This window comes from Pseudomonas sp. A-RE-22 (genome assembly GCF_019956035.1).
Taxonomy (GTDB): Bacteria; Pseudomonadota; Gammaproteobacteria; order Pseudomonadales; family Pseudomonadaceae; genus Aquipseudomonas; species Aquipseudomonas brassicacearum.
Map to the genome: position 1 here is coordinate 1 of NZ_JAHBCZ010000005.1, position 26,280 is coordinate 26,280.

Annotated in this window: 25 protein-coding genes; 5 read left to right on the top strand and 20 right to left on the bottom strand. The window is 63.7% G+C overall.

Annotated elements, in window-relative coordinates:
* Both KGA89_RS02945 and KGA89_RS02950 read left to right on the top strand, forming a co-directional pair.
* Window positions 1-202, top strand: a 202-nt coding sequence (locus tag KGA89_RS02945; RefSeq protein WP_317851097.1) for a glycine betaine ABC transporter substrate-binding protein, incomplete at its 5' end; no start/stop codon positions are given.
* 139 nt (window positions 203-341) lie between these two features.
* Window positions 342-779 (top strand): DUF3995 domain-containing protein, encoded by a 438-nt coding sequence (locus tag KGA89_RS02950; RefSeq protein WP_223470547.1) that lies wholly within the window; start codon window positions 342-344, stop codon window positions 777-779.
* Window positions 780-913: 134 nt separating this feature from the next.
* Here KGA89_RS02950 and KGA89_RS02955 read toward each other — a convergent pair whose 3' ends face one another.
* From KGA89_RS02955 to KGA89_RS02985, 7 genes are all read right to left on the bottom strand, one after another.
* Window positions 914-1,267 carry a Na+/H+ antiporter subunit G gene (locus KGA89_RS02955; protein ID WP_214512672.1) on the bottom strand — a complete coding sequence of 118 codons (354 nt, stop codon included), beginning with the start codon at window positions 1,265-1,267 and terminating at the stop codon, window positions 914-916.
* The gene (locus KGA89_RS02960; RefSeq protein WP_003202841.1) at window positions 1,264-1,542 is read right to left on the bottom strand and encodes a K+/H+ antiporter subunit F; all 279 of its coding nucleotides are present in this window, start codon (window positions 1,540-1,542) and stop codon (window positions 1,264-1,266) included. The genes KGA89_RS02955 and KGA89_RS02960 overlap by 4 nt, the downstream gene beginning before the upstream one ends.
* Window positions 1,539-2,027, bottom strand: a complete 489-nt coding sequence (locus KGA89_RS02965) for a Na+/H+ antiporter subunit E (protein ID WP_223470549.1) — start codon at window positions 2,025-2,027, stop codon at window positions 1,539-1,541. Before KGA89_RS02965 ends, KGA89_RS02960 begins: the two co-directional genes overlap by 4 nt.
* Complete coding sequence (locus tag KGA89_RS02970; protein ID WP_028237599.1) at window positions 2,024-3,709, bottom strand: monovalent cation/H+ antiporter subunit D; 1,686 nt, start codon at window positions 3,707-3,709, stop codon at window positions 2,024-2,026. Before KGA89_RS02970 ends, KGA89_RS02965 begins: the two co-directional genes overlap by 4 nt.
* On the bottom strand, window positions 3,706-4,050 hold the full coding sequence (locus KGA89_RS02975) for a Na+/H+ antiporter subunit C (RefSeq protein ID WP_003202835.1): 345 nt from the start codon (window positions 4,048-4,050) through the stop codon (window positions 3,706-3,708). The genes KGA89_RS02970 and KGA89_RS02975 overlap by 4 nt, the downstream gene beginning before the upstream one ends.
* Complete coding sequence (locus KGA89_RS02980; protein WP_027911835.1) at window positions 4,050-6,974, bottom strand: monovalent cation/H+ antiporter subunit A; 2,925 nt, start codon at window positions 6,972-6,974, stop codon at window positions 4,050-4,052. The genes KGA89_RS02975 and KGA89_RS02980 overlap by 1 nt, the downstream gene beginning before the upstream one ends.
* A 281-nt stretch (window positions 6,975-7,255) precedes the next feature.
* Window positions 7,256-8,260: a DMT family transporter gene (locus tag KGA89_RS02985; protein ID WP_223470617.1), complete on the bottom strand. Its 1,005-nt coding sequence runs from the start codon at window positions 8,258-8,260 to the stop codon at window positions 7,256-7,258.
* Window positions 8,261-8,272: 12 nt separating this feature from the next.
* On the opposite strand from KGA89_RS02985, the gene KGA89_RS02990 reads away from it, so the two are divergent.
* Window positions 8,273-8,836, top strand: coding sequence for a helix-turn-helix domain-containing protein (locus KGA89_RS02990; RefSeq protein WP_003202826.1), 564 nt, complete (start codon window positions 8,273-8,275; stop codon window positions 8,834-8,836).
* Window positions 8,837-8,851: 15 nt separating this feature from the next.
* A complete protein-coding gene (locus tag KGA89_RS02995) occupies window positions 8,852-10,294 on the top strand; it encodes an FAD/NAD(P)-binding protein (RefSeq protein ID WP_039012297.1) in 1,443 nt (480 codons plus the stop codon).
* Between the two features lie 165 nt (window positions 10,295-10,459).
* On the opposite strand, the gene KGA89_RS03000 is transcribed toward KGA89_RS02995, so the two are convergent.
* The 3 genes from KGA89_RS03000 to KGA89_RS03010 form a co-directional block, all read right to left on the bottom strand.
* Window positions 10,460-11,575 (bottom strand): Gfo/Idh/MocA family protein, encoded by a 1,116-nt coding sequence (locus KGA89_RS03000; RefSeq protein WP_039012295.1) that lies wholly within the window; start codon window positions 11,573-11,575, stop codon window positions 10,460-10,462.
* 232 nt (window positions 11,576-11,807) lie between these two features.
* Complete coding sequence (locus KGA89_RS03005; RefSeq protein ID WP_003180553.1) at window positions 11,808-12,575, bottom strand: SDR family oxidoreductase; 768 nt, start codon at window positions 12,573-12,575, stop codon at window positions 11,808-11,810.
* 24 nt (window positions 12,576-12,599) lie between these two features.
* Entirely contained in the window at window positions 12,600-13,667 is a 1,068-nt protein-coding gene (locus KGA89_RS03010; protein ID WP_003202820.1) for a phosphotransferase family protein, read from the bottom strand.
* Window positions 13,668-13,852: 185 nt separating this feature from the next.
* Here KGA89_RS03010 and KGA89_RS03015 point away from each other — a divergent pair, with 185 nt between their 5' ends.
* The gene (locus tag KGA89_RS03015) at window positions 13,853-14,248 is read left to right on the top strand and encodes a DUF4280 domain-containing protein (RefSeq protein WP_003202818.1); all 396 of its coding nucleotides are present in this window, start codon (window positions 13,853-13,855) and stop codon (window positions 14,246-14,248) included.
* Window positions 14,249-14,289: 41 nt separating this feature from the next.
* Here the strand turns inward: KGA89_RS03015 and KGA89_RS03020 are convergent, their stop codons facing one another.
* The 10 genes from KGA89_RS03020 to tssB form a co-directional block, all read right to left on the bottom strand.
* Window positions 14,290-14,832, bottom strand: coding sequence for a toxin-antitoxin system YwqK family antitoxin (locus tag KGA89_RS03020; RefSeq protein WP_003202816.1), 543 nt, complete (start codon window positions 14,830-14,832; stop codon window positions 14,290-14,292).
* A gap of 13 nt (window positions 14,833-14,845) precedes the next feature.
* A complete protein-coding gene (gene tssI / locus KGA89_RS03025; RefSeq protein ID WP_223470551.1) occupies window positions 14,846-16,855 on the bottom strand; it encodes a type VI secretion system tip protein TssI/VgrG in 2,010 nt (669 codons plus the stop codon).
* A gap of 32 nt (window positions 16,856-16,887) precedes the next feature.
* A complete protein-coding gene (locus KGA89_RS03030) occupies window positions 16,888-17,469 on the bottom strand; it encodes a hypothetical protein (protein ID WP_038856368.1) in 582 nt (193 codons plus the stop codon).
* A gap of 67 nt (window positions 17,470-17,536) precedes the next feature.
* Window positions 17,537-20,080 carry a type VI secretion system ATPase TssH gene (gene tssH, locus KGA89_RS03035; protein WP_223470553.1) on the bottom strand — a complete coding sequence of 848 codons (2,544 nt, stop codon included), beginning with the start codon at window positions 20,078-20,080 and terminating at the stop codon, window positions 17,537-17,539.
* A gap of 1 nt (window position 20,081) precedes the next feature.
* Window positions 20,082-21,107, bottom strand: coding sequence for a type VI secretion system baseplate subunit TssG (gene tssG, locus KGA89_RS03040; protein ID WP_223470554.1), 1,026 nt, complete (start codon window positions 21,105-21,107; stop codon window positions 20,082-20,084).
* Window positions 21,071-22,861 carry a type VI secretion system baseplate subunit TssF gene (gene tssF, locus KGA89_RS03045; RefSeq protein WP_223470556.1) on the bottom strand — a complete coding sequence of 597 codons (1,791 nt, stop codon included), beginning with the start codon at window positions 22,859-22,861 and terminating at the stop codon, window positions 21,071-21,073. Before tssF ends, tssG begins: the two co-directional genes overlap by 37 nt.
* Complete coding sequence (gene tssE / locus KGA89_RS03050; protein ID WP_223470557.1) at window positions 22,845-23,288, bottom strand: type VI secretion system baseplate subunit TssE; 444 nt, start codon at window positions 23,286-23,288, stop codon at window positions 22,845-22,847. Before tssE ends, tssF begins: the two co-directional genes overlap by 17 nt.
* A gap of 13 nt (window positions 23,289-23,301) precedes the next feature.
* Window positions 23,302-23,799: an Hcp family type VI secretion system effector gene (locus tag KGA89_RS03055; protein WP_046063980.1), complete on the bottom strand. Its 498-nt coding sequence runs from the start codon at window positions 23,797-23,799 to the stop codon at window positions 23,302-23,304.
* Window positions 23,800-23,991: 192 nt separating this feature from the next.
* Window positions 23,992-25,473 (bottom strand): type VI secretion system contractile sheath large subunit, encoded by a 1,482-nt coding sequence (tssC, locus tag KGA89_RS03060; protein ID WP_223470558.1) that lies wholly within the window; start codon window positions 25,471-25,473, stop codon window positions 23,992-23,994.
* A gap of 30 nt (window positions 25,474-25,503) precedes the next feature.
* On the bottom strand, window positions 25,504-26,064 hold the full coding sequence (gene tssB / locus KGA89_RS03065; RefSeq protein ID WP_003202799.1) for a type VI secretion system contractile sheath small subunit: 561 nt from the start codon (window positions 26,062-26,064) through the stop codon (window positions 25,504-25,506).
* Window positions 26,065-26,280 lie beyond the last annotated feature (216 nt).

Consider the following 26,280-nt stretch of genomic DNA (forward strand, 5'->3'; position numbering starts at 1 on the left):
CCAGAAGCAATACCCGGATATTGCCGAGTTCTTCAGCAAGGTCGATTTGCCCATCGAACCGTTGAACAAGGCCCTGGCCGACATGAGCGAGAAGCGCACCCCGCCCCGCGAAGCCGCCGAGGCGTTCCTCAAGGCGCATCCGCAGGTCTGGCAGGCCTGGCTGCCCAAGGAGGTGGCGGACAAGGTCTCCGCCGGTCTGTAGGGCAGCGCGCGTGCCGGCAGGTTGAACTCTTGATCCTGGGCAATGAGTCATTCGCTGGAAACTGGCAACCTACGCCCGTCCAGCGAAATGCCAAATTCAAGCTAGGATGATTGTTCAACCTTTTTCAGGAGGCTGGCGAATGACGCTTTTATTGGCTCGGTCGCTGGTCGCAGTGTTTGCGACCATCAGCTTGATTCATATGTATTGGGCCCTGGGTGGGCGGTGGGCGACCAAGGCAGTGGTGCCTCAGGTGCCGGTGAAGCAGGGGGAGGCGTTGCGACCGGCGTTCGATCCCTCGGGCTGGCTGACCTTGCTGGTGGCCCTGGCACTGCTGATGGTGGCGCTGCTGGTGTGCCTGCGGGTCGGCCTGCTGGCGCAGCCGGTCACCCATCGGGCGTTGCAGTGGCTGATCAGCGCGATTGCCTTGCTGATGTTCGCCCGGGCCATTGGCGAGTCGGAGCTGGTGGGCTTCTTCAAGGAGGTCAAGGACTCGACATTTGCCAGGCTCGACACCTGGGTCTATTCGCCATTGTGCGTGGTGCTTGGGGCCGGGTTGCTGGCGGTGGCGTGGACCTGAGTTTCATATCGATTGTTCCCACGCTCCTGCGTGGGAACGTCGCCAGGGACGCTCCGCGTTCCGCTTCTGGAAGGTGACGCAGAGCGTCACGGGATGCATTCCCACGCGGAGCGTGGGAACGATCAACGTATCTGTCAGTCGTTTCGGCGACTGCTCACTTCCGCCGGCACATCATCCCCAGCCATGCGCTTGCGGAACAACGCCGCTCGGGCCAGCAGCAGGGTGGTCACCGGGACGGTGATGGACAACAGGATCGGTATCAGCCAGGCGTGCAACACCGGCCCGGATTTGAGCGCCGAAAAATACACGATCGAAGCCAGTGCCACGCACCAGGCGCCCAGTGTGGATGCCAGGGCCGGAGGGTGCATGCGCTGGAAGTAATCCTTCAACCGCACCAGGCCGATTGCCCCGGCCAGGGCGAAGAGGCTGCTGAGCACCAGCAGGATCGCCACCGGGATTTCCACCCACATCGACAGTTCGCCGGTCATTCGATCACCTCGCCCCGCAGCAGGAACTTGGCCAGGGCAAACGAGCCGACGAAGCCGAACAGGGCGATCAGCAGCGCCGCCTCGAAATAGGTGTCACTGGCATAACGGATGCCCAGCACCAGCATCATCAGCATCGCCACGATGTACAGATAGTCCAGGGCCAATACCCGGTCCTGGGCCGAGGGTCCCTTGAACAGCCGCCACAGGGTCAACACCATCGCCAGGGAGAACAGGAACAGGCTCAACAGGATCGCATTGGACAGCAAGGGGCTCATTGGAAAATCTCCATCAACGGGCGCTCGTAGGTGGCCTTGAAATGCGCGATGAATGACGCCTCGTCTTGCAGATCGAATACATGCATCAGCAGGATGCTGCGGTCCAGGGCCAGTTCCGACCAGACCGTCCCCGGAATCACCGTGGTGATCATCGACAGCGCGGCCAGGCCGTTGGCGTCGTGCAGGTCCAGCGGCACCTTGATGAACCGCGAGCGAGGCGGGCGGCGGCCAGCGTTGAGCACCCCCCAGGCCACCGCCACGTTGGACACCAGCACATCACGGCCCACCAGCAGGAACAAGCGCAACACCACCCATGGTCGGCGGATACGGATGGGCCGTGGGCGCAACGGGCGCATCAGCAACGGGGCCAGGAAGCCCAGTGCAGCGCCGAGCAGCAGATGGCCGGCGCTGACGGACACGTTCAACACCAGCCACAGTAACCACAGCGCCAGGGACAACCACGGGGCGGGAAACAGGCACTTCATGGCTGCACCTCCGACAAGGCGGCGCGGGTCTCTGGGTTGGGCACGGCGCGGGTGGCGAGTACCGACATCACATAATGTTCCGGGTTGTTCAGCGCATCGGCAGCGGATTGGGTGTAGCGCAGCAACGGCTCGGCCTTGAAAGTCAGGGCGATGCCCAGGCCCAGCAAAAGGATGATCGGCAGGCATTCGAACGGCCGCAGCAACGGCGATGGGCGTTCCTGGGGCGTCCAGAAACGTTGGATGCCTAGGCGTGAAAAGGCAATCAGCGAGGCCAGCCCCGAGAGGATCAGCAAGGCCAACAGGCCCCACGCCTGGTTTGATACCGACTCCCCGCCGCTGGCTCCGAAGCCTTGGGGATTGAGCAAGGCGCTCAGCAGGCTCAGCTTGCCGATGAACCCCGACAACGGCGGCATGCCGATAATCAACAGCGCACAGAAGATAAAGCTCAAGCCAAGGAAGGCCATGGTCCAGGGAATCACTTGCCCGACCACGGCTTTCTGCTCGTCATCGAGGTTGATGCCCTTGGGTGGCTGCAAGGATTCCAGCGGTCGCGGCAACGTGTCGAAGTCGTCGTCCAGGGCCAGTTCATTGGCCGAGCGCGAGCGTTCGATCAGCTCGGCCAGCAAGAACAGCGCGCAGAGCGCCAGGGTCGAACTCACCAGGTAAAACAGCGCCGCGCCCACCAGGTTGGGTTGGGCGAAGCCGATGGCCGACAACAGGATCCCGGCCGAGACCAGGATGCTCAGGCTCGCCATGCGCTCCAGGCGTTGGGCCGCCAGAATGGCGATGGCGGCGCAGACGATGGTCGCCATGCCGCCGTAGACCAACCAGTCGGCGCCGAAATACGCCGAGGCGCCGGCCTGGCCGGAGAACAGCAACGTCCACAGGCGCAGGATCGTGTAGACGCCGACCTTGGTCATGATCGCAAACAGCGCCGCCACCGGTGCGCTGGCGGCACTGTAGGCCGGCACCAGCCAGAAGTTCAGCGGCCACATGCCGGCCTTGGCCAGGAACGCCACCGCAAGGATGCCTGCGCCGGCGTGCAGCAAGCCGCGGTCGGCCTCCGGCACCAGCGGGATTTTCAGGGCCAGGTCGGCCATGTTCAACGTGCCGGTGACGCCATAGATCAGCGCTGCGCCGATCAGGAACAACGACGAGGCCAGCAGATTGATGGAAATGTAATGCAGGCCCGACGACACCCGCGCCCTGCCCGAACCGTGCAGCATCAAGCCGTAGGAGGCCGCCAGCAGCACTTCGAAGAACACGAACAGGTTGAACAGGTCCGCCGTCAGGAAGGCCCCGTAGAGGCCCATCAACTGGATCTGGAACAGCGCATGGAAACTCGCCCCGGCGCGGTCCCAGCGGGCCATGGCGAAGAGCAGGGCGCTGACGCCAATGATGCCGGTCAGCACCAGCATCAGCGCCGACAGGCGATCGACCACCAGGACAATGCCGAACGGCGCCTGCCAGTTGCCGGGCAGGTACACACCAATGGACGCGGGCAGGGCCTGGTCCTGGGTCCAGTACAGCAACAGCACGGCGATGCCCAGGCCCAGCAGGCTGGAAAGCAGATTGATCCGTGCCTTGAGCGGGCGGTGTTTCTCGCCCAGCATCAGCATCAACGCAGCGGTCAGCAGCGGCAGCAGGATGGGCGCGGCGATCAGATGGGGCGTCAATATCATTCCTTGGGCTCCCGACCGTCCACATGGTCGGTGCCGGTCAGGCCCCGGGACGCCAGCAGCACCACCAGGAACAGCGCGGTCATGGCGAAGCTGATCACGATGGCGGTCAGCACCAGCGCCTGGGGCAGCGGGTCGGTGTAGTGCAGCAGGTCCTGGGGCACGCCGTCCTTGATGATCGGCTCCTTGCCGATGAACAGGCTGCCCATGCTGAAGATGAACAGGTTGACGCCGTAGGACAGCAGGCACAGGCCCATGACCACCTGGAAGGTCCGTGGCCGCAACACCAGCCAGACACCGGAGGCGGCCAGTACGCCGATTGCGATTGCGATGACTTCTTCCATCAGGCGGTGGCTCCTTTGACGGGGGCGACGGGTTTGGCTTGCAGGCCAGGCTTATGGGCCCGAACCGATTGGTGCGCCAGGGCGGTGAGGATCAGCAGGGTGGAGCCGACCACCACGGCGTACACGCCGATGTCGAAAAACAGCGCGCTGGCCACATGGAGATCACCCAGCAGCGGTAATTCAAAATGCCAGGTGTGGGTGGTCAGGAACGGATAACCCACGGCCATCGCCCCCAGGCCCGTGGCGGTGGCGAACAACAGCCCGGTGCCCATCCAGCGCAGCGGTCGCAGGCTCATTTGCGCCTCGACCCACTGGGTGCCGGCAACCATGTACTGCAGGATGAACGCCACCGACATCACCAACCCGGCCACGAAGCCGCCACCGGGTTGATTGTGGCCACGCATGAACAGGTAGAACGACACCACCAGGGCGATCGGCAGCAGCAGGCGCACCAGCACCGACGGCACCATCATGAAACCCAATGCGGTGTCGCTGGCATGGCGCGGGTTGACCAGGTCGGTGACCACGTCCGGCGCCAGCAGGCGCTGTTGTGCCGGCAGCTGCATGCTTTCCTTTGGCGGGCGGAAACGCCGCAGCAGGGCGAACACCGCCAGGGCCACCGCCACCAGCACGGTGATTTCCCCGAGGGTGTCGAAGCCGCGGAAGTCCACCAGCATCACGTTCACCACATTGCTGCCGCCGCCTTCGGGCAGGGCCCGGCTCAAGTAGAACGAAGAAATGTCGTTGGGCGTCTGGCGCGTGAGCATCGCATAGGACAACAGCGCCATGCCGCCGCCGACGGCGCTGGACAGCAGCAAGTCCCGCAGGCGCCGGATGCGCGCGCGCCGCTCGCTGTTGGGCAGAGGCGAGACGTCCTCGATCCGCCGTGGCAGCCAGCGCAGGCCCAGCAGGATCAGCACGGTGGTGACCACTTCCACCACCAGCTGCGTCAAGGCCAGGTCGGGGGCGGAGAACCAGACGAAGGTCACGCAGGTCATCAGGCCGCAGACGCTGACCATGGTCAGGGCCGCGAGCCGGTGGTACTTGGCCTGCCAGGCCGCGCCCAGGGCACAGGCGATTGCCAGCAGCCACAGGGTGACGAAGACGATGGAGCCGGGGATCTTCGGCCGGTCGCCCCAGACCAGCGTGCTGTGCAGCATCGGGATCAGCCCGGCGAGCACCGCAGCGAGGACCAGCCAGAACAACTGGGCCTGCAGGCGGCGGGTGCTGATCCGTCGTTCCAGGCGCCGGCCCTGGCGCATCATCAGCACCAGGCAACGTTCGAACAGGCGCTTGCCGCTGAGTCGGCCAATGAACGGCGGGTGCGTGATGTACCCTTGCCGGAACTGATTGCGCAGCAGCAGGTACAGGACGATGCCACCGGACATGGCCACCAGGCTCATGATCATCGGTGCATTCAGGCCGTGCCAGATTGCCAGGCTGTACTGCGGCAGCGTGCCGCCCACCACCGGCAACGCGGCGGCCGCGAGCAGCGAGCCGACCACCTGGGCCGGAAAAATCCCCACCAACAGGCAGGTGAACACCAGCAACTCCACTGGCGCTCGCATCCAGCGCGGTGGTTCGTGAGGGGTATGGGGCAGGTCGGTGGCGGTGGGGCCGAAGAACACATCCACGGTGAACCGCAAGGAGTAGGCGACGCTGAAGGTCCCGGCGATGGTGGCGATGATCGGCAGCGCCAGTTCGACCCAGGCCGTGGCGGAAATGAACACGGTCTCGGCGAAGAACATTTCCTTGGACAGGAAACCGTTGAGCAACGGCACCCCGGCCATCGCCGCGCTGGCGACCATGGCCAGGGTCGCGGTGAACGGAATCAGCCGTACCAGGCCGCTGAGCTTGCGAATGTCGCGGGTGCCGCTTTCGTGGTCGATGATCCCGGCGGCCATGAACAGCGACGCCTTGAAGGTGGCGTGGTTGAGGATATGAAACACCGCCGCCACGGCCGCCAGTGGACTGTTCAGGCCCAGCAGCAGGGTGATCAGCCCGAGGTGGCTGATGGTGGAGTAGGCCAGCAGGCCCTTGAGGTCGTTCTGGAACATCGCGCAGTAGGCGCCAAGCAGCAACGTACAGGCCCCCGCGCCGCCGACGATGTAGAACCATTCTTCACTGCCCGACAGCGACGGCCATAACCGCGCCAACAGGAACACCCCGGCCTTGACCATGGTCGCCGAGTGCAGATACGCCGACACCGGCGTGGGGGCTGCCATGGCATGGGGCAGCCAGAAGTGGAACGGAAACTGAGCGCTTTTGCTCAAGGCGCCGATCAGGATCAGCGGCAACAGGATGGGGTAGAGAGCATGGGCACGGATCAGGTCGCCAGCGGCGAGGACCTTGTCCAGCTCATAGCTGCCCACCACATGGCCGAGCAGCATCACCCCGGCCAACAGGCAAAGCCCGCCAGCCCCGGTCACCATCAACGCCATGTAGGCACCGCGTCGAGCGTCGGCGCGGTGGTGCCAGTAACCGATCAGCAGGAACGAGAACAGGCTGGTCAGTTCCCAGAAAAACACCATCTGGATCAGGTTGCCGGAGATCACCAGCCCGAGCATGGCGCCCATGAACGCCAGGAAAAACGCGAAGAAGCGCGGCACCGGATCGTCCGGCGACATGTAGTAGCGAGCATACAGCGACACCAGCGTGCCGATGCCCAGCACCAGCAACGAAAACAGCCAGGCGAACCCGTCCAGGCGCAATACGAAATCCAGGCCCAGGCTGGGCAACCAGGTGTAGTGCTCGCGGATCACGCCACCGTCGGCAATCTGCGGGTACAGCAAGGCCACCTGAACCGTGCCGGCCAGGGCGACGAGGCCGGCCAGCAGTGATTCGGCGTTACGGGCGTTATGCGGCAGCAGCGCCGCGACACAGCTGCCGATGAAGGGCAAAAGCAATAGAACTATCAGTGACATAGGCTTCTATTCGGCGGGAGGTTGTGAGGGATCATACGTGGCGTATTCCCGATCACCAACCGTGAGGGTGTCGCAGAATCCTACAAGGGAGGTGGAGTTTTCTTACTTTGCGCCCTACACATCACCCGTGGCGAGGGAGCTTGCTCCCGCTGGGCTTGTGTAGGAGCTGCCGAAGGCTGCGATCTGTTGATCTTTGATTTTTCGCTTGAGACTCAAGTGTCTGGGGAAAGATCGCAGCCTCGTTGCACTCGACAGCTCCTACACAGGTTCAATCACCGGCCTCACTGCTCGCGCTCAAGCCCCTCATCCACCTCGACAACCCCTTTGCTCCGTGTCTTCAGCTCACTGACGATCACCGCCGCCACGATCAGTGCCGCGCCGAACAAGGCAATCGCTGGCAGCCGTTCGCCCGCCAGGCGCCCGGCGATGCCGGCCCACACCGGCTCGCCGGCATAGATCAGCGTGGCGCGGGTCGGCGAGACGCTTTTCTGTGCCCAGTTCATCGCCACCTGGATCGCTGCGCTCGCGGCGCCCAGGCCCACGGCGCTGACCAGCAGCAACATGGAAAAATCCGGGATCTTTTCCTGGGTCGGCACCACCATCAGGAAGGCCAGCACGGCGGTGCTTGCCAGTTGCACCACGGTCACCCGGCGCACATCGACCTGGCCGGCATAGGCGCTGATCAGGATGATCTCGGCGGCGATTGCGATGGCGCTGATCAACGTGGCGATTTCACCGGGGCTGAAATTCAGCGAGGCCCCGGCCGGGCCCGACACCAGCATCAGCCCGGTGAACGCCAGCATTATGCCGAGGCTGGGCATCAAGCCAGGCCGACGGCCCAGCACCAGCCATTGCAGCAAGGGCACGAATGGCACGTATAACGCGGTGATGAACGCCGACTGGCTGCTGGGGATGGTTTGCAGGCCGACGGTCTGCAGGCCGTAGCCGAGCATGATCGCCACGCCGATGAAGCACCCGGCCTTGAGTTCGAACAGCGTCAGCTCGCGCAGATGCTTCCAGGAGAACAGCGCGACAAACGCGGCCGCGGCGGCAAAGCGCAGACCGACGAAAAACATCGGCCCACTGACCGTCATGGCATGCTGCACCAGCAGGAAAGTCCCACCCCAGATCATGGTAATCAGCACCAGCACGCATTCGGCCTTGCTGAACCTTGAGAAACGGGGGGAAGCTTGTGGGGAATTCACCGATGCCATGACCTTGCGCGCTACTTGAGGCGGACGCACAATGCGCCCGAAGTTGGGCAGTATAATGCGCAACCCAGCCATGTGAGCAATATAGTGCACAAAGAATCCGGCCAGCGGGCGTCCGTCCTGCAACACGTCAGCCAGAACGTCCGTCGTCTGCGGCATGCCGCCGAGCTCAGCCAGACGGCGCTCGCCGAGCTGTCGGGGGTCAGCCGGCGAATGCTGGTGGCCATCGAGGCCGGCGAAAAAAACGTCAGCCTGACCACCCTGGACCGGGTCGCCGAAGCCCTGGACGTGGCCTTCAGCGACTTGATCCAGGCCCCCGACGCCCGCGACCCGAGTCGCATCAACGAACTGGCCTGGGCCGGGACCATTGCCGGCAGCAAAGCCGTATTGCTCGCCAAGGCCACCGCCAGCCGCGAGGTGGAACTCTGGGAGTGGCGCCTGGAGCCCGGCGAGTATTACCCTTCAGAGCCCGACGCCGACGGTTGGAGCGAGCAACTCTACGTATTCGAGGGCTGCCTGACCCTGCTGTTGGGCAGCGAGGAACGCCGGATTGGTGCCGGTGAGTTTTTCATGTTTGCCAGCAACCAGCCCCATGCCTATCGCAACGATGGCCCGGTGGCGGCGAGATTCGTACGCAACGTGGTGATTTGATTCCTGGAGAGCGGTATGGACACAGCGCTGGAGCGACATGAGCAGGGCATCACCCGGGAGGCCGATATCCTGATCATCGGGGGCGGCCTGAGCGGTGCCATGCTGGCGGCACAATTGCTGCGCTTGCCGGGCCGTCGCGAAGTGCTGATCGTCGAGCCGCGCAGCGAACTGGGCCGGGGCGAGGCCTATAGTGCGGTGGAACTTGGCCATACCTTGAACGGCAACGCCGCGCGGATGAGCGTCGACCCGGACAACGCCGATGACCTGACCCGATGGCTCACCGCGTTCATCGAGGCCGGCGGCTGGCCCGAGGCGGATCAACAGCACGTGCCGATCAGCGAGTTGTTCCCGCCTCGGGGGATGTTTGGCCTCTATGTGCAGCAGCGCCTGGCCGAGGCTCGCGAGTTGGGCGCACAAAACGGTTCGACCGCCGAGCACGTGCGCGGCGAGGCCGTGGACTTGCGGGTTGTCGACGATGCCGTAATGCTCACGCTGGATGACGGCCAGTTGTTGCGCGGGCGTTTCGCGGTGCTGGCCACCGGCATGTTCCCGGCGGCACGCACCCCGCAAACCGAATCCAGCGGCTTGAATGCCGCGGCCCTGGACCCTTGGGATGTGGCTGCGATGCGCCAGCTCGATCCGCAGTCCACGGTGCTGATCATCGGCTCGGGGCTGACCATGGTCGATGCCGTCGTGTCCCTGGAGCAGGCCGGGCACCGTGGCCCGATCGAAGTGTTTTCCCGCCATGGTTTGTTGCCCCATGTGCGCCGCCAGCCACCCGCCTGGGTGGATTTCCTCGCCGACGATCACAGCCTGCGGTCACCACGCCAATTGATGCGAGCCCTGCGCGAGCAATGCCGTCAGGCCCAGGCCCAAGGCATCGATTGGCAGGCGCCGCTGGACACGGTGCGTGCTCACATCGGGCGTTTGTGGAACCAGGCCAGCGATGTACAACGCCGGCAGTTCGTCCGGCATGTACGGCCGTGGTGGGAGAGCCATCATCATCGTTCGCCACCGCTGAGCGCCGAACTGGTGGCGCGTCTGCACGAAGAAGGGCGATTGCGGATCCATGCGGCGTCGTTCAAGGGGCTGGCGTCCTCTGCCGAGGGCACGCTGGGTATTACCATCCGCCGCCGGGGCGAGACCGGGCTGACGGTGGTGCAGGGCGCGGCGCTGATCAACTCCAGCGGCATCGAATATGACTGGCGCCGGGTTGCACGGCCGTTGCCGCAACAGTTGCTGGCCCAGGGGCTGATCCAGCCCGGGCCGCTGGCCCTGGGCATCGCCGCGCGTGCCGATGGCGCGGTGCTGGACGCCCAAGGCGAGCCTGCCGAGCGCCTGTTCGCCATGGGCCCGCCACTGCGCGGAATGTGGTGGGAAAGCACCGCCGTGACCGATGTGGCGAGCCAGGCCAAGGCGCTGGCCGTGCGTTTGGTTGAACTGCAATCCCAAGATTGAAGTTGGACACTCCCTGTGGCGAGGGGATTTATCCCCGCTGCGTGGGAGCAAAGCTTGCTCGCGATGCAGGCGCCTCGGTTCCCAGGGAGACCGCGTCATCTTCATCGCGGGCAAGCCTTGCTCCCACAGGTGGGAACGATCGTTATGAGCGGTTTGCTCAGCAGGTCATTGCTCGCTGACCTTGACCCAACGCTCCTCCCGCGCCGCCACACGAATCGCCGCCGCCAGCCGCTCCACTTCCCAGGCCTCTTCGAAGTCCGTCCCGCTGCCGCCTTCGCCTGCGAGGGTCATCACCAGTTCATGCACTTCCAGGGTCTTCAATTCGTTGTACCCCAACTGGTGCCCGGCGGCCGGGCTGAACGCGGCGTAACCCGGCAAATCCGGACCGGCCAGCAGGCGCTGAAAACCTGCCTGGCCGACGCGACACAGGCGCAGTTCATTCAGTCGTTCCTGATCGAACGCCAGGGTGCCGAGGGTGCCGCTGATCTCGAAGCTCAGGTGGTTCTTGTAGCCGTGCTTGAGCCAGCTGCTGCTCACCGTGCCCCGGGCGCCGTTGGCGAAACGCAGCAGCCCGAGGACCTGGTCATCCACCGCGATGGCGCGTTGTTCGGCATTGCCCGCACCGGCGGGGCGTTGGCGGTGCACGGTCTGGCTGTCGGCGCACACCGCCTCGACATCGCCCAACAAGTGCCGGGCCATGGCCAGCAAGTGGCTGCCCAGGTCTGCCAGTGCGCCGCCGGCGTGGGCCGCTTCGCAGCGCCATGACCACGGCGAGGCGGGGTCGGCCATGAAGTCTTCGCTGAATTCGCCCTGGAAACTGATGATCTGTCCCAGTTCGCCGCGCTGGATCATGTCCCGCGCCTGTTGAATGATCGGGTTGTGCTGGTAGTTGTAGCCGACCCTCGTCACCACCCCGGCCGCCTTGGCCGCCTGGCGCATCTGCTCGGCCTGCTCCAGGGACACCGCCAGGGGCTTTTCACAATAGACCGGCTTGCCCGCTGCCAACGCTGCCATGGCCATGGGGAAGTGCAGGTGGTTGGGCGTGGTGATGGCGATCAGGTTGACCTTCGGGTCGTCGATCAGTTGTTGCCAGTCGCTGTGGGCCGTCTCGAACCCCCAACTGTGGGCGCATTGCCGGGCACGCTGCGGATCGGCGTCGGCCAGGGCCGCCAGCTTCAGGTTCAGGGGAAGGTCGAACACCGCCTTGGCATTGTGGAACGCCAAGGCATGGGCACGGCCCATGAAGCCGGTGCCAATCAGACCGATGCCGAGTTCACGCATGATGAAGAGCCCTTTGAATTGTTATTTTCAGGAGGGCTATTTATGGAATAAATATTCTCTAATTGCAAATATTGGAATAAATATTCATCTGTGCGATTGCAGAGGATCCCTTGTGGGAGCGAGCCTGCTCGCGATAGCGGTGGGTCAGCAGTACGTGTCTGACTGATACAACGCTATCGCGAGCAGGCTCGCTCCCACAGGGTTTTTCACAGGTCTGCCATGGCGCTCACTGTCAGGACAGGAAACCACCATCCACATTCAACGCCACACCCGTGGTGTAGCTCGACGCATCGCTGGCCAGGTACAACACCGCGCCGGCCATTTCGCTTGGGTCGGCCACGCGCTTGAGGGGAATCTGCGCCAGGGCGGTCTTCAGGATGGCGTCGTTCTTGACCAGTGCCGAGGCGAACTTGGTGTCGGTCAGGCCCGGCAGCAGGGCGTTGCAGCGGATGCCGAACTGCGCGCATTCCTTGGCGAAGACCTTGGTCATGTTGATAACCGCAGCCTTGGTCACCGAGTAGATGCCCTGGAAGATCCCCGGCGAGATGCCGTTGATCGACGCCACGTTGATGATGCTGCCGCCGCCGTTCTCGCGCATCAGCTTGCCGGCTTCCACCGACATGAAGAAGTAGCCGCGAATGTTCACGTCCACGGTTTTCTGGAACGCACCCAGGTCGGTGTCCAGGACGTTGCAGAATTGCGGGTTGGTGGCGGCGTTGTTGACCAGGATGTCCAAGCGCCCGAACTGTTCGCGGATACCTGCGAATACCTGGCTGATCTGCTCCATTTCACCGATGTGGCAGGCGATGGCGGTGGCCTTGCCGCCAGCGGCGATGATGGCGTCGGCCACGTGCTGGCAACCGTCGAGCTTGCGACTGGAAACGATCACATGGGCGCCTTGCTGGGCCAGCAGTTTGGCGATGGCCTCGCCGATGCCGCGGCTGGCGCCGGAAACGAAAGCGATTTTACCGTCGAGGTCGAACAACTGGGTCTTGGACATGCTGTTTCCTTGTTATAGGTGCGCTCAGAGCGTGGATTTGCTGATGACCTGCAGGCTCATCTGCTCCAGCAGTTTGTTCATCTGAACGAACTGCGCGAAGCGTTTGTCCTGGGTCTGGCCGTGGAAGAAGCGGTAGTAGATCTGCTGGACGATGCCGGCCAGGCGGAACAGCCCGTAGGTGTAATAGAAGTCGAAGTTGTCGATGCGGATCCCGGCGCGCTCGGCGTAGTAATCGACGAACTCGCGGCGGGTCAGCATGCCAGGGGCATGGCTTGGCTGACGGCGCATCAGTTGGACGGGGGCCGGGTCTGCGGCTTCGATCCAGTAGGCGAGGCTGTTGCCCAGATCCATCAACGGATCGCCGATGGTGGTCAGTTCCCAGTCCAGTACGCCGATGATCTGCATCGGGTTCTCCGGGTCGAGGATCACGTTGTCGAAGCGGTAGTCGTTGTGGACGATGCTCGAAGTGGGGTGGTCGGCCGGCATCTTGTCGTTGAGCCAGGCCTTGACCGCTTCCCACTTCGGCGCATCGGGCGTCAGGGCTTTTTCGTAGCGGTCGCTCCAGCCGCGGATCTGTCGGGCCACGTAGCCTTCGGGCTTGCCCAGGTCGGCCAGGCCGCAAGCGTTGTAGTCGACACGGTGCAGCTCGACGAGCCGGTCGATGAAACTCTTGCACAGCGCTTCGGTGCGGGCGGCGTCGAAACCCAGTTCCGGCGGCAGGTCGGAGCGCAGGATGATGCCCTTGACCCGTTCCATCACATAGAACTCGGCGCCCATCACTGACTCGTCGGTGCAGTGCACGTAGGCTTTGGGGCAGTACGGGAAACCTTCGCGCAATTGATTGAGGATGCGGAACTCACGGCCCATGTCGTGGGCGGATTTGGCCTTGTGGCCGAACGGCGGACGGCGCAGGACGAATTCCTGCTCGGGGTATTCCAGCAGGTAGGTCAGGTTCGACGCGCCACCGGGAAACTGGCTGATCTGCGGCACGCCGGTCAGGCCGGGAATGTGGGCCTTGAGGTACGGGTCGATCAGGTTGGCATCGAGTTCTTCACCGTCGCGCACGCGGGTGGACTGATCAGTAAACGCCATGCTTATCCCTTCTGCTTATTTTGGAGGCCATCGATCATTGGCTAATCTAATGGCGCGCGGGAGGCGTCACAAGCACGCCAGGGTCTTATAGGTTAGCGTGTTGCAGGATAATCAGCGGGCCTGATGCACGACGGCCATGGGCGAGCTATGGTTGTGAGGTCTGTCGCTTTCAGGGAGTCATCGCGATGGGATGCCCGCAAGTCTGTGGCACCGCGACCTTGCAATGCAGCTTCGGCGCTGCCCCGGCGGTGCTCAATGTGCTGCCGGTCAATCGCCTGCTGACTGGCGGGATGCCGGCGGCGAACATCATGGATCACATCCCGCTGGTGAACATCACCACGTTCGGCATGTGCATGAGCCTGGCGAACCCGACCGTGGCCGCCGCCACCGCTGCGGCACTCGGCGTGCTGACTCCCATGCCATGCATCCCGGCCACTGCGGCCCCATGGATCCCCGGCGGCGCCCCGACCCTGTTGCTGGGCAACATGCCGGCCATCGATGCCAACAGCACCTTGATGTGCACCTGGGCCGGGGTGATCAAGATCGTCGTGCCGGGGCAGGTGCAAATGCTCATCCCCTGATTGGCAATCTTGCAGGCATTGCACAGGGGGGAAGACAATAGTCAGGCCTGCGCCGGATCATTCCAGCGCCTGAACCACCAGCGCACCCGGGAGATTGGCTTGCCTTCGGCGTCCAGTGGCCGGCCGTCTTCGGCGTAGGCCTGGGCTGGCTCCAGCAGTTGGCCGTTGAGGTAGCGGGCTTCGACCGCCGGGTTGCCGTTGGGGTGCAGGCGGCGATAGCGACCGTCGCGCACGCCGTCGCGATAGACCTCGGCTTCGGCCAGTTGCCCGTTGGGGAAGTAGTTGTTCGCCTCACCGTGCAGCAACCCGCGGCGGTACGTGGCCTGGCGTTGCAACCCACCTTCGGCCGCATAGAAACTCGCCACACCCTGCAACTTGCCCTTCACGAACGGCAATACCGCCGAGACCTTGCCATTGGGGTGGTACAGGGTGCTGGTGCCTTGCAGTTCACCTTGACTGTAGTTGAGTTTTGCTTGCGGGCGTTGGGCTTCTTCGATTTGCAGCGGGCCGTCGAGCTGGCCATCGACCAGTTGCCCGCTCAGTTGGCTGTCGCCACGTTCCAGGTCGAGTTTTTTCGAGGCCATTGGTAGGTTCCTGTCAGTTGACCTTCACCAGGCCGCCCTTGATGGTCAGCATGCCGCCGCCGTCCACGGTCTGTTCGGCCGCGGCCTTGTTCACCAAGCTGATGCCGGCGTCGTTGGTCAGGGTGGTGCCGGCCTTGTTTTCCAGCGAGGTACCGGCCTGGTTGCTCAGGGCTGTGCCGGCTTTCTGGCTGATGGACGTGCTGGCCTGGGCGGCCAGGTCGGCGCCGCTCTTGATCGCGAAGCTGCCGCCGCTTTGCAGGGTCAGGGTGCCGCTGACCTTGATGGTCAGGTTGCCGTCCACCGTCAGGCTGTAATTGCCGGTGACCTTGTGCTCGTAGTTGCCGCCGGTACTGTGGGTCTGGTCCGAGCCCACGGTGACGGTGCGGGTGTCCTTCACATCAAGGCTGTCGCTGCCGGTCTGGATGGTCACGCTGCGCTTGCCTTTCTCCAGGGTCACGGTTTCGTCGCCATCCTTCACCGTGCGGGTGCGGGCGTTCTGCACCGTGAGGGTTTCGTCGTGGCCGACGGTGGCGGTGGTGTCGTTGAGCACGTTGATGTTGAAGTCTTTCTGGGCCTGGAGAAACACCTCTTCGGCGTCCTTCTTGTCTTCGAAACGCAACTCGTTGAAACCGCCGCCGCCCTTGGACGAATTGGTCTTGATTCCGGACTGGGTCTGGTTCGCCGGCAGTGCGTAGGGCAGGGCATTGTCGCCGTTGTAGACGCAGCCGGTGACCAGGGGACGATCCGGGTCGCCGTCGATGAAGGTCACGATGACTTCCTGGCCGATGCGCGGTACGAACTGCATGCCAAAGCCCTTGCCGCTCCAGGGCAAGACCACGCGGACCCAGCAGGATGAGGTCTCGTCGTTCTTGCCGGTGCGGTCCCAGGGGAACTGCAATTTGATCCGGCCATATTCATCGGTCCAGATCTCTTCGCCGGCCTTGCCCACCACCAGCGCTGTCTGGGTGTGCATGCGCGGTTTTGCCGTGACGCGGGGCGGTCGATAGACCGTGGCCTTGGGGATCGCTTCGAAGCGGTTGCGATAGCTGTCGTGGCTGGCTTCGTGGCTGATCGAGGTCACGACCCAATCGATATTCAGCGTTGTGTCTTCGTGGCCGGCGAGGGTGAACCAATACCCTGGCACCAGCCAGCGGCAATCGCTTTCGCCGACAAAACGTTTCTCCTGGCTGCGCAGGCCGTCCACCCGCTGCTTGGTCAACGCATCGCCCTGGGCCTTGGCGGTGTAGCCGCCGGGATGTTCGTACATCGAGCTTGGCCCGGCCACGGCTTCGGCCTGGCTGTAGAGCGATGTCGTCGGCGTGGTGAATTCATAGTCGGTTGCCTGGTAAACCCCGGCCACCGCTTGCAGGCACACTTGCCCGGAGCGGATGCCATGCAGTTCCCGCTCGCCGATTCTCTGCCCGAGGTAGTTCACCGTCGGCCCGTTGGGAATCGGTGCGAAAGCGTCATTGCTGTCGGCCAGGACCAGTGTGTGGGTGCCTTCCTCGTGGGTGAAGAACCAGAAGATCCCATCTTCTTCCAGCAGGCGCGAGACGAAGGCCAGGTCGGTCTCGCCATATTGCACGCAGTATTCGCGCGGGGTGTAGCTGCCGGTGAGCTTGAGCTGAAAGTCGGTGAAACCATGGGCCTTGAAAATCGTGGTGACGATGTCCGAGGTGGCGAGGTTCTGGAATACGCGGTTGTTGCTGGCCAGGCTCAGCCACCAGAGCCAGGGCCGGAGCAGGAGTTGATAGCGCTCGGCGGTGGCGTCGGCGGGGAGCTGGCGAATCTCGGCCACCAGCAAGTCCAACGGGCGCAGCAGAGCGTCCTTGTGCAGGGTCGTGGTGACATGGCTGGCAACGGCGGTTGTGAGGGTTAACGAGGCGCCGTCGTTGATGCCGTTGAGGATGTGCGAGCCCAATGCGTTGAGGCTTTCTTCGCCCGATAGCGATTCAGGGTACAGCGCCGCCAGCGTGGTGGCGGTAAGGGAGAGGGTGGTGTTGCTGTCGGTGGAGCGGGGCATCGAACATCCTTAGATAAAAGTTGAGGTCACGCTTACCATTTGAATGTTCCACCTTTTGAATGGATCGCTGCCTGGTTGTCACTGACCCATCCACCCATCTCGTTATCGTTTCCATAGGTGTAGGTGTACATCAACACCGAGTTTCCGATATAGGGCGCCAATTGTGGGCCACAGAGCTGGCAGGGACTCAGTTCGATATAAATACGGGTAACGAAATTACTGTAGTCACCGTCGGGAAGCGTGACGCTATTGATCGCTTGGACCAACGCGCTGATCTCTGCGTGCCCGCGCAGAGTCGTGACTACTTTTTTGGTGGTCGTGGTGTAGTTTCCAAGCAAATCCAGTTTTAACGCGCTATCGCCGAACTTGTACATCAGCAGGCCTCGAGCCGCATCGAAGTGTTCGACCAGCGCGAAGCAGGTTCCATGGGATGCGCCCGAACCAGCCTGCGCCCGGCGACTGGAAGAGGACTCGTGGCAAATGCTCGCCAAGTCGGGAATGGTGCCGCCATTGGTAGCCTGATTGGCCGCCAGCCACGAGGCGTACAAAGGATTCGCCCCAGTCATCGCTACATTACCGCCAGAATAACGTCCGACCTTATGCACCTCTGTCATGACAGACTCCTACGGACAATCGCACTTGAATTCCGGGACAGGAGGGGCGGTTTGTACTCATTTAAAGTCATTCCAACACCCACTCCGCCAACTTCCCTGTCACTTGCGTCATCAGCACATTCTCGACGTCCCGTGCCCCCGCCGCGCTGCATTTGGCCAACACAGCCTTGACGATCCCGGCATCGAATTCGAACTGCTTGCCCGTCGCAGCCTTGTAGCGCCCGCGCAGCTTTTCCAGCTTCGCCAGCACGATCCCCTCCAGCGTCGCTTCATCCAGCGGCCGGTATGCCACCACGGTCATGCGCGCCAAAAACGCCGGGCGGAACGCTTGCAGCAGCACTTTGTGCAAGGCTTCGTTGAAGGCATCGCTGCCCAGTTGCGCGGTGGGCGTATCCAGCAATAGCTCGGCGCCGACGTTGCTGGTGGCGAGCATCACGGTGTTCTTGAAGTCCACCACCAGGCCGGTGCCATCTTCCATCAGGCCTTTGTCGAAGACGTTGTAGAAGGCTTCGAGCACATCCGGGTGGGCCTTTTCGATTTCATCCAGCAGCACCACCGAATAGGGTTTGCGCCGCACCGCTTCGGTGAGCACGCCGCCGCTGCCGTAGCCGACGTAGCCGGGTGGGGCGCCTTTGAGTTGGCTGACGGTGTGGGCTTCCTGGTACTCCGAGAGGTTGATGCTGATCAGGTTGCGTTCACCTCCGTACAAGGCGTCGGCCAGGGCGTAGGCGGTTTCGGTCTTGCCCACGCCGGTGGGGCCCACCAGCAGGAATACGCCGACCGGTTTCTGTGGGTCGGTGAGGCCGGCGCGGTAGGCTTGCAGGCGCTGGGCGATGGTGTTCAACGCGGTGCTCTGGCCCATGACCCGCTGGCCCATGCGCTGGCCGAGGGTGCGCACGGCGTGGGCTTCGTCGGCGAGCATCTTGCCCACCGGGATGCCGGTCCAGCCGGCGATCACGGCGGCGACGGTCTTGCTGTCCACCTGTTCGGGCACCAGCGGATCGTCCTGGCGAATGGCATCCAGGCCAGCTTCCAGGCGCAGCAGTTCGGCGGCCAGGTGGTCGATGCGGTTATCGATCTCGGTGTCGGCTTTTTCACTGTCGGCGCGTTCGCTCAGGGCAAGCAGTTCGCGCCGGGTGTCGAGCAGCTCGCGCACGGCTTCGCGCTCTTCGCCCCAGCGAGTTTCCAGCTCGCGGATGGCCTGCACATTGCTGGTCGATTCGTCTTCGAGCAGAGTGATGCGCTCGCGGTGATCGAGCCCGGTGGCCTGTTCCCGGCGCAGGCGTTCGACCTCGTCCTTGAGGCTGTTCTGCCGATGGCGCAGGCTTTCCAACGGCGGCGGCACGTCGTGCTGGCCGAGGGCGACCCGGGCGCAGGCGGTGTCGAGCACGCTGATGGCTTTGTCCGGCAACTGTCGCCCGGAGATGTAGCGGTGGGACAGCTTCACCGCTTCGTGGATGGCCGCGTCCAACACCTGCACGCCGTGGTGCTGTTCCAGTTTGCTCGCCACGCCGCGGAGCATTTCCACCGCGGTAAGTTCGTCCGGTTCTTCGACCTGCACCAGTTGGAAGCGGCGGGCCAGGGCCGGGTCTTTCTCGAAATATTTTTTGTACTCCAGCCAGGTGGTGGCGGCCAGGGTGCGCAGTTCGCCCCGGGCCAGGGCAGGCTTGAGCAGGTTGGCCGCGTCGCTGCCGCCTTCCGCGCCGCCGGCACCGATCAGCGTATGGGCTTCGTCGATGAACAGGATGATCGGTTTTTCGGCGCTGCGTACCGCGTCGATCACGCCTTTGAGGCGTTGTTCGAATTCACCTTTGACACCGGCACCGGCCTGCAACAGGCCCAGGTCGAGGACACGCAGGGTGACTTCCTGCAACGACGGCGGCACATCCCCGGCGGCGATACGCAGGGCCAGGCCTTCCACCACTGCGGTCTTGCCGACGCCTGGTGCGCCCACCAGGATCGGGTTGTTCTGCCGGCGCCGGAGCAGGATGTCGATGCACTGGCGGATCTCGCCGTCGCGGCCGACGATGGGGTCGATGCGCCCGGCGCGGGCGTCGGCGGTCAGGTCCTGGGTGTACTGGTCCAGCACCGGGTCCTGTTTCTGGGGAGGCTCGCCGGGTTTGGCCGGGCGCACGCCACCGACATGCTCGCGGGAGCTTTCGGTCCATTCCAATAGGTGGGCGCGCAGGGCGTCGCGAGGAATGCGCAGCAACGACGAGGCGCTGTTGAGCAGCAGGCTGCGGCGCTCATCGCGGTCCAGCAGCGCCAGCAGCAACAGCCCGGAACGGATGCTGTCCAGGCCCAGCACGCTGGCCTGGACCACGGCGTCTTCCAGCAGGCCGATGGTTTGTGCCGACAGGGCGGGTGTGCGGGTGCTGCCGGATTTGAACAGGTCCAGGGCCTTGTTGGTTTCCGTCGCCACCGCGTCACGCTCCAGACCGAATCGTGGCAGCAGGCAGGCAAAATCACCGCCCTCGATGTCGAGCAACTCCAACAGCAGGTGTTCGATTTCCACGTAATGATGGCTGCGCTGCATGCAACGTTGCGCGGCCCGTTCCAGGGCGCGGCGGTTATCCGGGTTGAGGCGTCCGATCAGGCTGGCCAGTTCCATTTCAGGCAATCTCCGGCTGACGAAGGCGGGTTTCGATCCGTTGCACGGCGAGGGTTGGCTGGCGTTGCAGGCCACCGTTCCAGTTCAGCCGTGGCGCTGCCTGGCGGTCCAGTTGCAGCGGGCCGGCGCCACGGATCAGCAGCACCAGGGTGCAATCCAGGTCAGGGCCGAAGTACAGGGCGTAGAGACTGGCGAGCAGCGGATGGGCTTCGCCGTTGGGCAGCAGTCCGCTGGCCTGGCCCGTGGTCAGCGGGCCGAGGGTCAGACGCACTCCGGCATGTTCGTCCCAGACGTGGGTGCCGGTCACCGCGTTGCGGCCCAGGCACAGGTTGCGCCCGCCCGGTTGCAAGCAACTGCGGCTGGCCGGCGGGATTTCACGCCAGCCACCTTCGTAGGCGGTCAGCTCCACGGGCAGCCCGAACTGTTCACGGACAATCGCCGCGAACCCATCCAGGGAGCGCCGGCCATCGGCGTACAGCGCGGTGCAGGCCAGTACCGCCGAGTCGGGGGCGGCCTGGCGTTCCTGCAAGGCCTTGGGCAGCAAGCCGGTCAACGCCCGCAGTTGCGCGTGTACGGCGGACGCGCCTGGGGCGGTAAAACCCACGGCGATGCGATGTTTGCGCATCACCTTGTAAAGCAGGCTGAGCAGGCGATGCTGGAACAGGTCGAGGAATTCCGCCGGGGCGTGGTCCTTCGCCCGTGCCCGTTGTTGCAGCCATTCCTGGTAGGCGTAGGGCAACGGGCCGTCGGGGCCGCCGAGGCCGAAGATCGGCGTGGTCAGGGTTGGCGGCAGGCCGGGTTCCTGGCTCAGGCTCTCGATCTCACTGGCGGCGAACAACGGCGTCAAGGGCCCGCGCAGACGCAAGGCTTCGGCGTGCGGCGCGGTGCCGCTGCCCAAAGGCTCGGCCTGGGGACGTTCACGTTCGAGCAGCAGCAAGGCCTGGAGCCATTCGAAGCGTTGCGGGTCGCGGCGCAGGCGCTGGCTCAGGTTCAGAGCACCAGGGGTTTGCCGGCTTGGGGTTGCCATGTCTTCACCTCCTTGTCGGACTGGACCAGCACGGTGCGCACGAAGCGATTGGCGGTGGCGTAAAGGGAAAAGAATTGCGCCAGCACCCCGGAGAACAGCACGGCGCTGCTACCGACGAAGTATTGCGGGTCCAGTTGCAGGCGCACCTCCAGCCCATTGCGCCAGCCGCGCCAGGCGTCTTCGCCGACATGGGCGATGACCCGGTCGCAGCCCAGCCCCGATACCCCTTCGATCTGGCGATGGGCGCTGGCCTCGTCCCGCAGGTTGTGCAGTTGGAGAATCTCGCGCAGTGCGTCCAATGCCTGGGGGCCTTCGACCAGCGACAAATGGTTGAGGGTCAATTGCGACACCATCCGCCAGCGCGATTCGCCGTCCAGGCGCGGCAGGCTTTGCGGGCTGGGTGGGTTGCGCAGGCGTGCCCAGGCCACCGGCCCCGGGCGCTCGAAACCCAACGGGGTGCCGGCCGGCAAGCTCTGGGCCAGATGGCGATTGGTGCACAGCAGTTCGGCGGTGAGGCTGTAGTCGCGGGTATCGGCCAGCGGGTCGAACTGGGTGTCCACCAGGCTGACCATCAAGTCGGTGCCCAATCGGTTCGGGCTCATGCCACTGACCCGACGCGCATGCCAATAACAGGTTTGGTCGCTGCCATGCTGGCTGCCGTAATAGGCCGGCACTTTGCGCACGCCCTGGCTGGACATGGCGCGCATGCCACGGATGCTGTGGATCTCGACGCTGTTTTCCCTATGACTGTCGGCCACCAACCGGTACTCGCTGCGAGTGCCATCCGGGCGCAGCGGCTCGGAAGTCCTGGGGAACAGGTTGATCACCGGCGTGCAGCCCAGGGCGATGTCGCTTGCCTGCAGCGGCAGGCGGCTGGTGGGAGGGCGGTCGAAAACGATGTACAGGTACAAGGACGGGCCGTCGCAGGTGGCGCCGACCAGTGGCAGATCGAAGAAGCCGAATTTATCCGGGAAGGCAAAGTACTCGGCGAGCAGACGCATGCCCGGATGCACACCGTCTTCATCCGGCAGCAAGACCTGGTCACTGGCGAAGCCGACGATCTGTGGCAAGCCTGTCAGCGACTCCGGCACGCTGCCCGGCGCACCGGCCAGGACCTCGATGGCGTGCGCGCCCAGCAGGTCATACAGCCCGGCGTTGATGATCGGTGACGCCGCCAGGTGTACCCGCAGCGAGTCGATTCCCAGCGTCGACCACTGGCTTTCGCCCAGGCACCGCAGCTCCAGGCGCAAGGCCGAGCGGGCCCGGACCACTCCGGTCAGCGCCTGGGCTTCGTCGCTGCCCAGCAGCAATGCCTCGCTGATTTCCACCGGCCACAACTGCACGGCGGCGGTGGTCCGAAAATGAATGCTCTGGCCTGTGTCCGTGGTGACGAACAACGGTGTGTCGCGGGGCAGCGGGTAGCCCTCGTTCAAGTTGCCTTTGCTGGGGTCGGGTTCGAACTGCACGATGGCGCACGACGGCAAGGGGCGCATGGCCAACGGGTAAAGCTGTTCGAGCAGGGCATCGCTGAATTCGGCGTAGTCGTCGTCCAGCCGGCGTTGCAAGCGGGCGGCCAACAGCGCGAAACCTTCGAGCAGGCGCTCGACATGCGGGTCGGGGCACTCTCCGGGGGACAACTCCAGGCGCCGGGCGACCTTGGGGTAGCGCTCGGCGAACAGACTCCCGGCATGCCGCAACCAGGTCAGTTCGCGTTGGTAATAGTCCAACAGTTGCGGGTCAATCGAGTCGCTCATGTCGTACCTCAAGGCCGTCGCCGGCGTGCTCGATGACAAAGGCCACGGGCCATGCGTGCAGGTCGCCGCGCAGCTCACCCAACAGCCGTATGCACAGTTGCTGCGGATGGCCCGGCACCGGGCAGACCTCGACCTCGCCCAGGCGCAGGCGAGGTTCGAAGTGGGTGATGGCCTGGCGGATTTCCCGGGTCAGTTGATGGCGGTCATCGCTGCGCTGCTGTTGCAGCGCGGTCCAGTCGGCGATGCCATAGTCCAGGATGCTCGGCGGTTCGGTCAGCGCCCGTGGGCCGCGTCGGGTATTGAACAGGCGTGACAGTTCGGCATGCACCGAGTCTTGCAACGCCTGTCGGTCGAACGCCCGCCCGGTATCGTTCGCCGGGCTGGCCAGGCGTTCGAACAGGGGCGGACGCAGCCCGAAGCCAGCCATGGGCGCGGTTTCCCTACTTGGTCATTTTGTTGGCGGCCAGGTCCCAGGTCGTGCCCGCCGTGCCTTCCTTGGTGCCGTCGTCTTTCTGCGCGGTGAGCTCCCATTTGATCTTGGTGAAGTTCAGCGACAGGGTTTCCACCGGTTTGCCGCCGGTGCCGCCGCTGACACTGACGTTGGACAGCACGACGTTGGTCAGGGTGTAGATGATGAACGGCATGAGTTTGCCGCTGCCCTCGGCGGCATTGCGGCCAATAGTGATGACGGCTTGCGGGATCGGCTTGCCGGCGCAGCAATACTCATTGAGGGTGGGGGTGGAGCTGTCGACGAATTTGGTCAGGGTGAATTCGCCGATGTGGGGTCGGCCGGAGGTGCGTTCCGAGTTGCTGACGTCGTTGGTGACCTGCATCGCCACGTTGTGGCTGTAGGACATGACCTCGATCTTGTCCGTGAAACCCTCCAGCAGGCTGTCGCCCTTGATGTCGCCGCCGAGGTCGAGAATGATTGCATCCATTGTGTGGAACTCCTGAAGAAGACGAATGAGGTAGTGCCCGGTACCTGTTGGAGCTGCCGAAGGCCGCGATCTTTTGATCTTTCGCTTGGGACTCAAGCGTCCGTGGAAAGATCGCAGCCTCGTTGCACTCGTCAGCTCCTACAGTCAGCTCCTGCAGTGGGCAGTGGGAGCTTGCTCCCTCGCCAAGGGCGGTCAGGCAGCTACCGGTGGCGGCAGGGTCGCCACCAGGCGGATCGAGGCGGTCAGCTCCTCCAACTGGAAGTGCGGCCGCAGGAACACCGTGGCCTTGTAGGCCCCTGGCTTGCCGGCCACTTCCGTCACGTCCACCCGTGCTTCGCGCAACGGGTACTGCGCCTTGATCTCTTGCGGCGCGTTGTCGTTGATCAGCACGTAGTCGGCGATCCAGTTGTTGAGGTAGGTCTGCACGTTGTCGCGGGTCATGAAACTGCCGACCTTGTCACGCATGATCACCTTCAGGTAATGGGCGAAACGCGAGGCCGCGAGCACGTACGGCAACATCGCCGAGATCCGCGCGTTGGCGTTGGCCTCGTTGGTGTTGTAGACCTTGGCCTTGTTGGTGGTCTGGCCGCCGAAGAACACCGCCACGTCGCTGTTTTTCTTGTGGCACAGGGAGATGAAGCCCAGGTCGTTGAGTTCCTTTTCACGGCGGTCGGTGATTGCCACTTCGGTCGGGCATTTGAGCGACAGATCCCCGGAACTGGTGCGGAACGTATGGGCCGGCAGGCCTTCGACCGCGCCACCGCCCTCGGCCCCGCGAATGGCTGCGCACCAGCCATATTTGGCGAAGGCTTCGGTGATGCGTTGCGCCAGGGTCCAGGCGGCGTTGCCCCACAGGTATTTGCTGTGGTCGGTACCGTTGACGTCCTCGACGTAGTTGATGCCTTCCACCGGCAGCGTGTCCGGGCCGTATGGCAGGCGCAGCAGGAAGTGCGGCAGCACCAGGGATACGTAGCGCGAGTCTTCGCTTTCACGGAAGGAGCGCCACTTGATCAGCTCCTGGCTTTCGAAAATCTTCGACAGGTCCCTGGGGATCGCCAGTTCGGTGAAGCTGGTCATGTCGAACAACCGCGGGCTGGCGGCGGCAATGAACGGGGCGTGCGCAGCGGCGGCGACGTTCGAGAGTTTTTCCAGCAGGCCGATGTCCTGTGGATGCCGGCCAAAGGTGTAGTCGCCCACCAGCAGACTGAACGGGTGTCCGCCGAAGGTGCCGTATTCTTCCTCGTAGATTTTCTTGAACAGCGCGCTCTGGTCGAATTCGACGGCTTTTTCCAGATCGTTCTGCAGTTCTTTCTGGGTGACGTTGAGCAGGCGCAATTTGAGCCGGGTGCTGGTCTCGGTGTTCTGCACCAGCAGGTGCAGGCCGCGCCAGGAGGCTTCGAGTTTCTGCAGGTCGGGGTGGTGCAGCACTTCGTTGAGCTGGGCGCTGATCAACTGGTCGATCTGGCTGATGCGGTCGTTGATCATCGCCACGGTATCCTTGTCGATGGCCATGCCTTCGTCGAGGACCTGGGTGGCGAATTCGGCCAGCATGTCGCGGGCGTAATCTTGCTGGCTGTCGTCGTGGGCCATGCGGCCTTCGGCGATGATCTTGTCCAGCAGGGACAGGGTCTGGGTCGTGCTCTCGCTGGTTTGAGCGCTGGATGAAGCAGGCATGGCGTTATCTCCCTTGAATGATGCGCGCGATCAGGCCTGTGGTTCGGCCGGGGCAGGGTCATCGTTGGCGGCCACGGCGGGCAGCTCCGGCGGTACGTCCTGGGGTCGCGCCGACTTGATTTCCTGCAGGCCCTCGGTGTTGGCGATCACGTCGCGCAGCAGCTTGTCCAGGTCGTCGTTGCCATCGAGTTTGGTCAACAGGTCCCGCAGGCGTTGGCGCGCTTCGAACAACCGACGCAACGGCGTGACCTGCTCCACGACCTTGACCGGGTCGAAGTCGTCGATGTGACGGAAGTTGAGTTCGATGTTGAGCTTGCTGTCGTCGCCGCTGAGGGTGTTGTTCACCTGGAGCGTGGCGCGGGGGGAGATGGAGGCGAGTACCTCGTTGAAATTATCCCGATCGATTTCAGTAAAGCGCCGCTCATTGAGCTTGGGCAGCGGGTCCAGTGGCTTGCCTGAGAGGTCGGCCAGAATGCCGACCACCAGTGGCAATTCTTTTTTCTCGATGGCGTTGCCGATCTCCACGTCATAGGTGATCTGGACGCGGGGAGGACGGACTCTGTCGAGCTTGTGCTGGGTACTTTCTGCCATGGCGGCCGACTCCGATGCATGTGTGGGCGCAATGCATCGGGAGTCCCGCTCATCGCATTCCCTTGCTGATCCACAGGTTGCAAATGGACGGCAGAAAACCTGTCATTCCCTTGACGAACCTGGCGCATTCGACCGTGTGGGTCGAACTACCCAAGACGCTAGAACAGGTCTATAAAAAAGCAAGCAAAAACAATTTTTGACCGCTGAGAAAAGGAA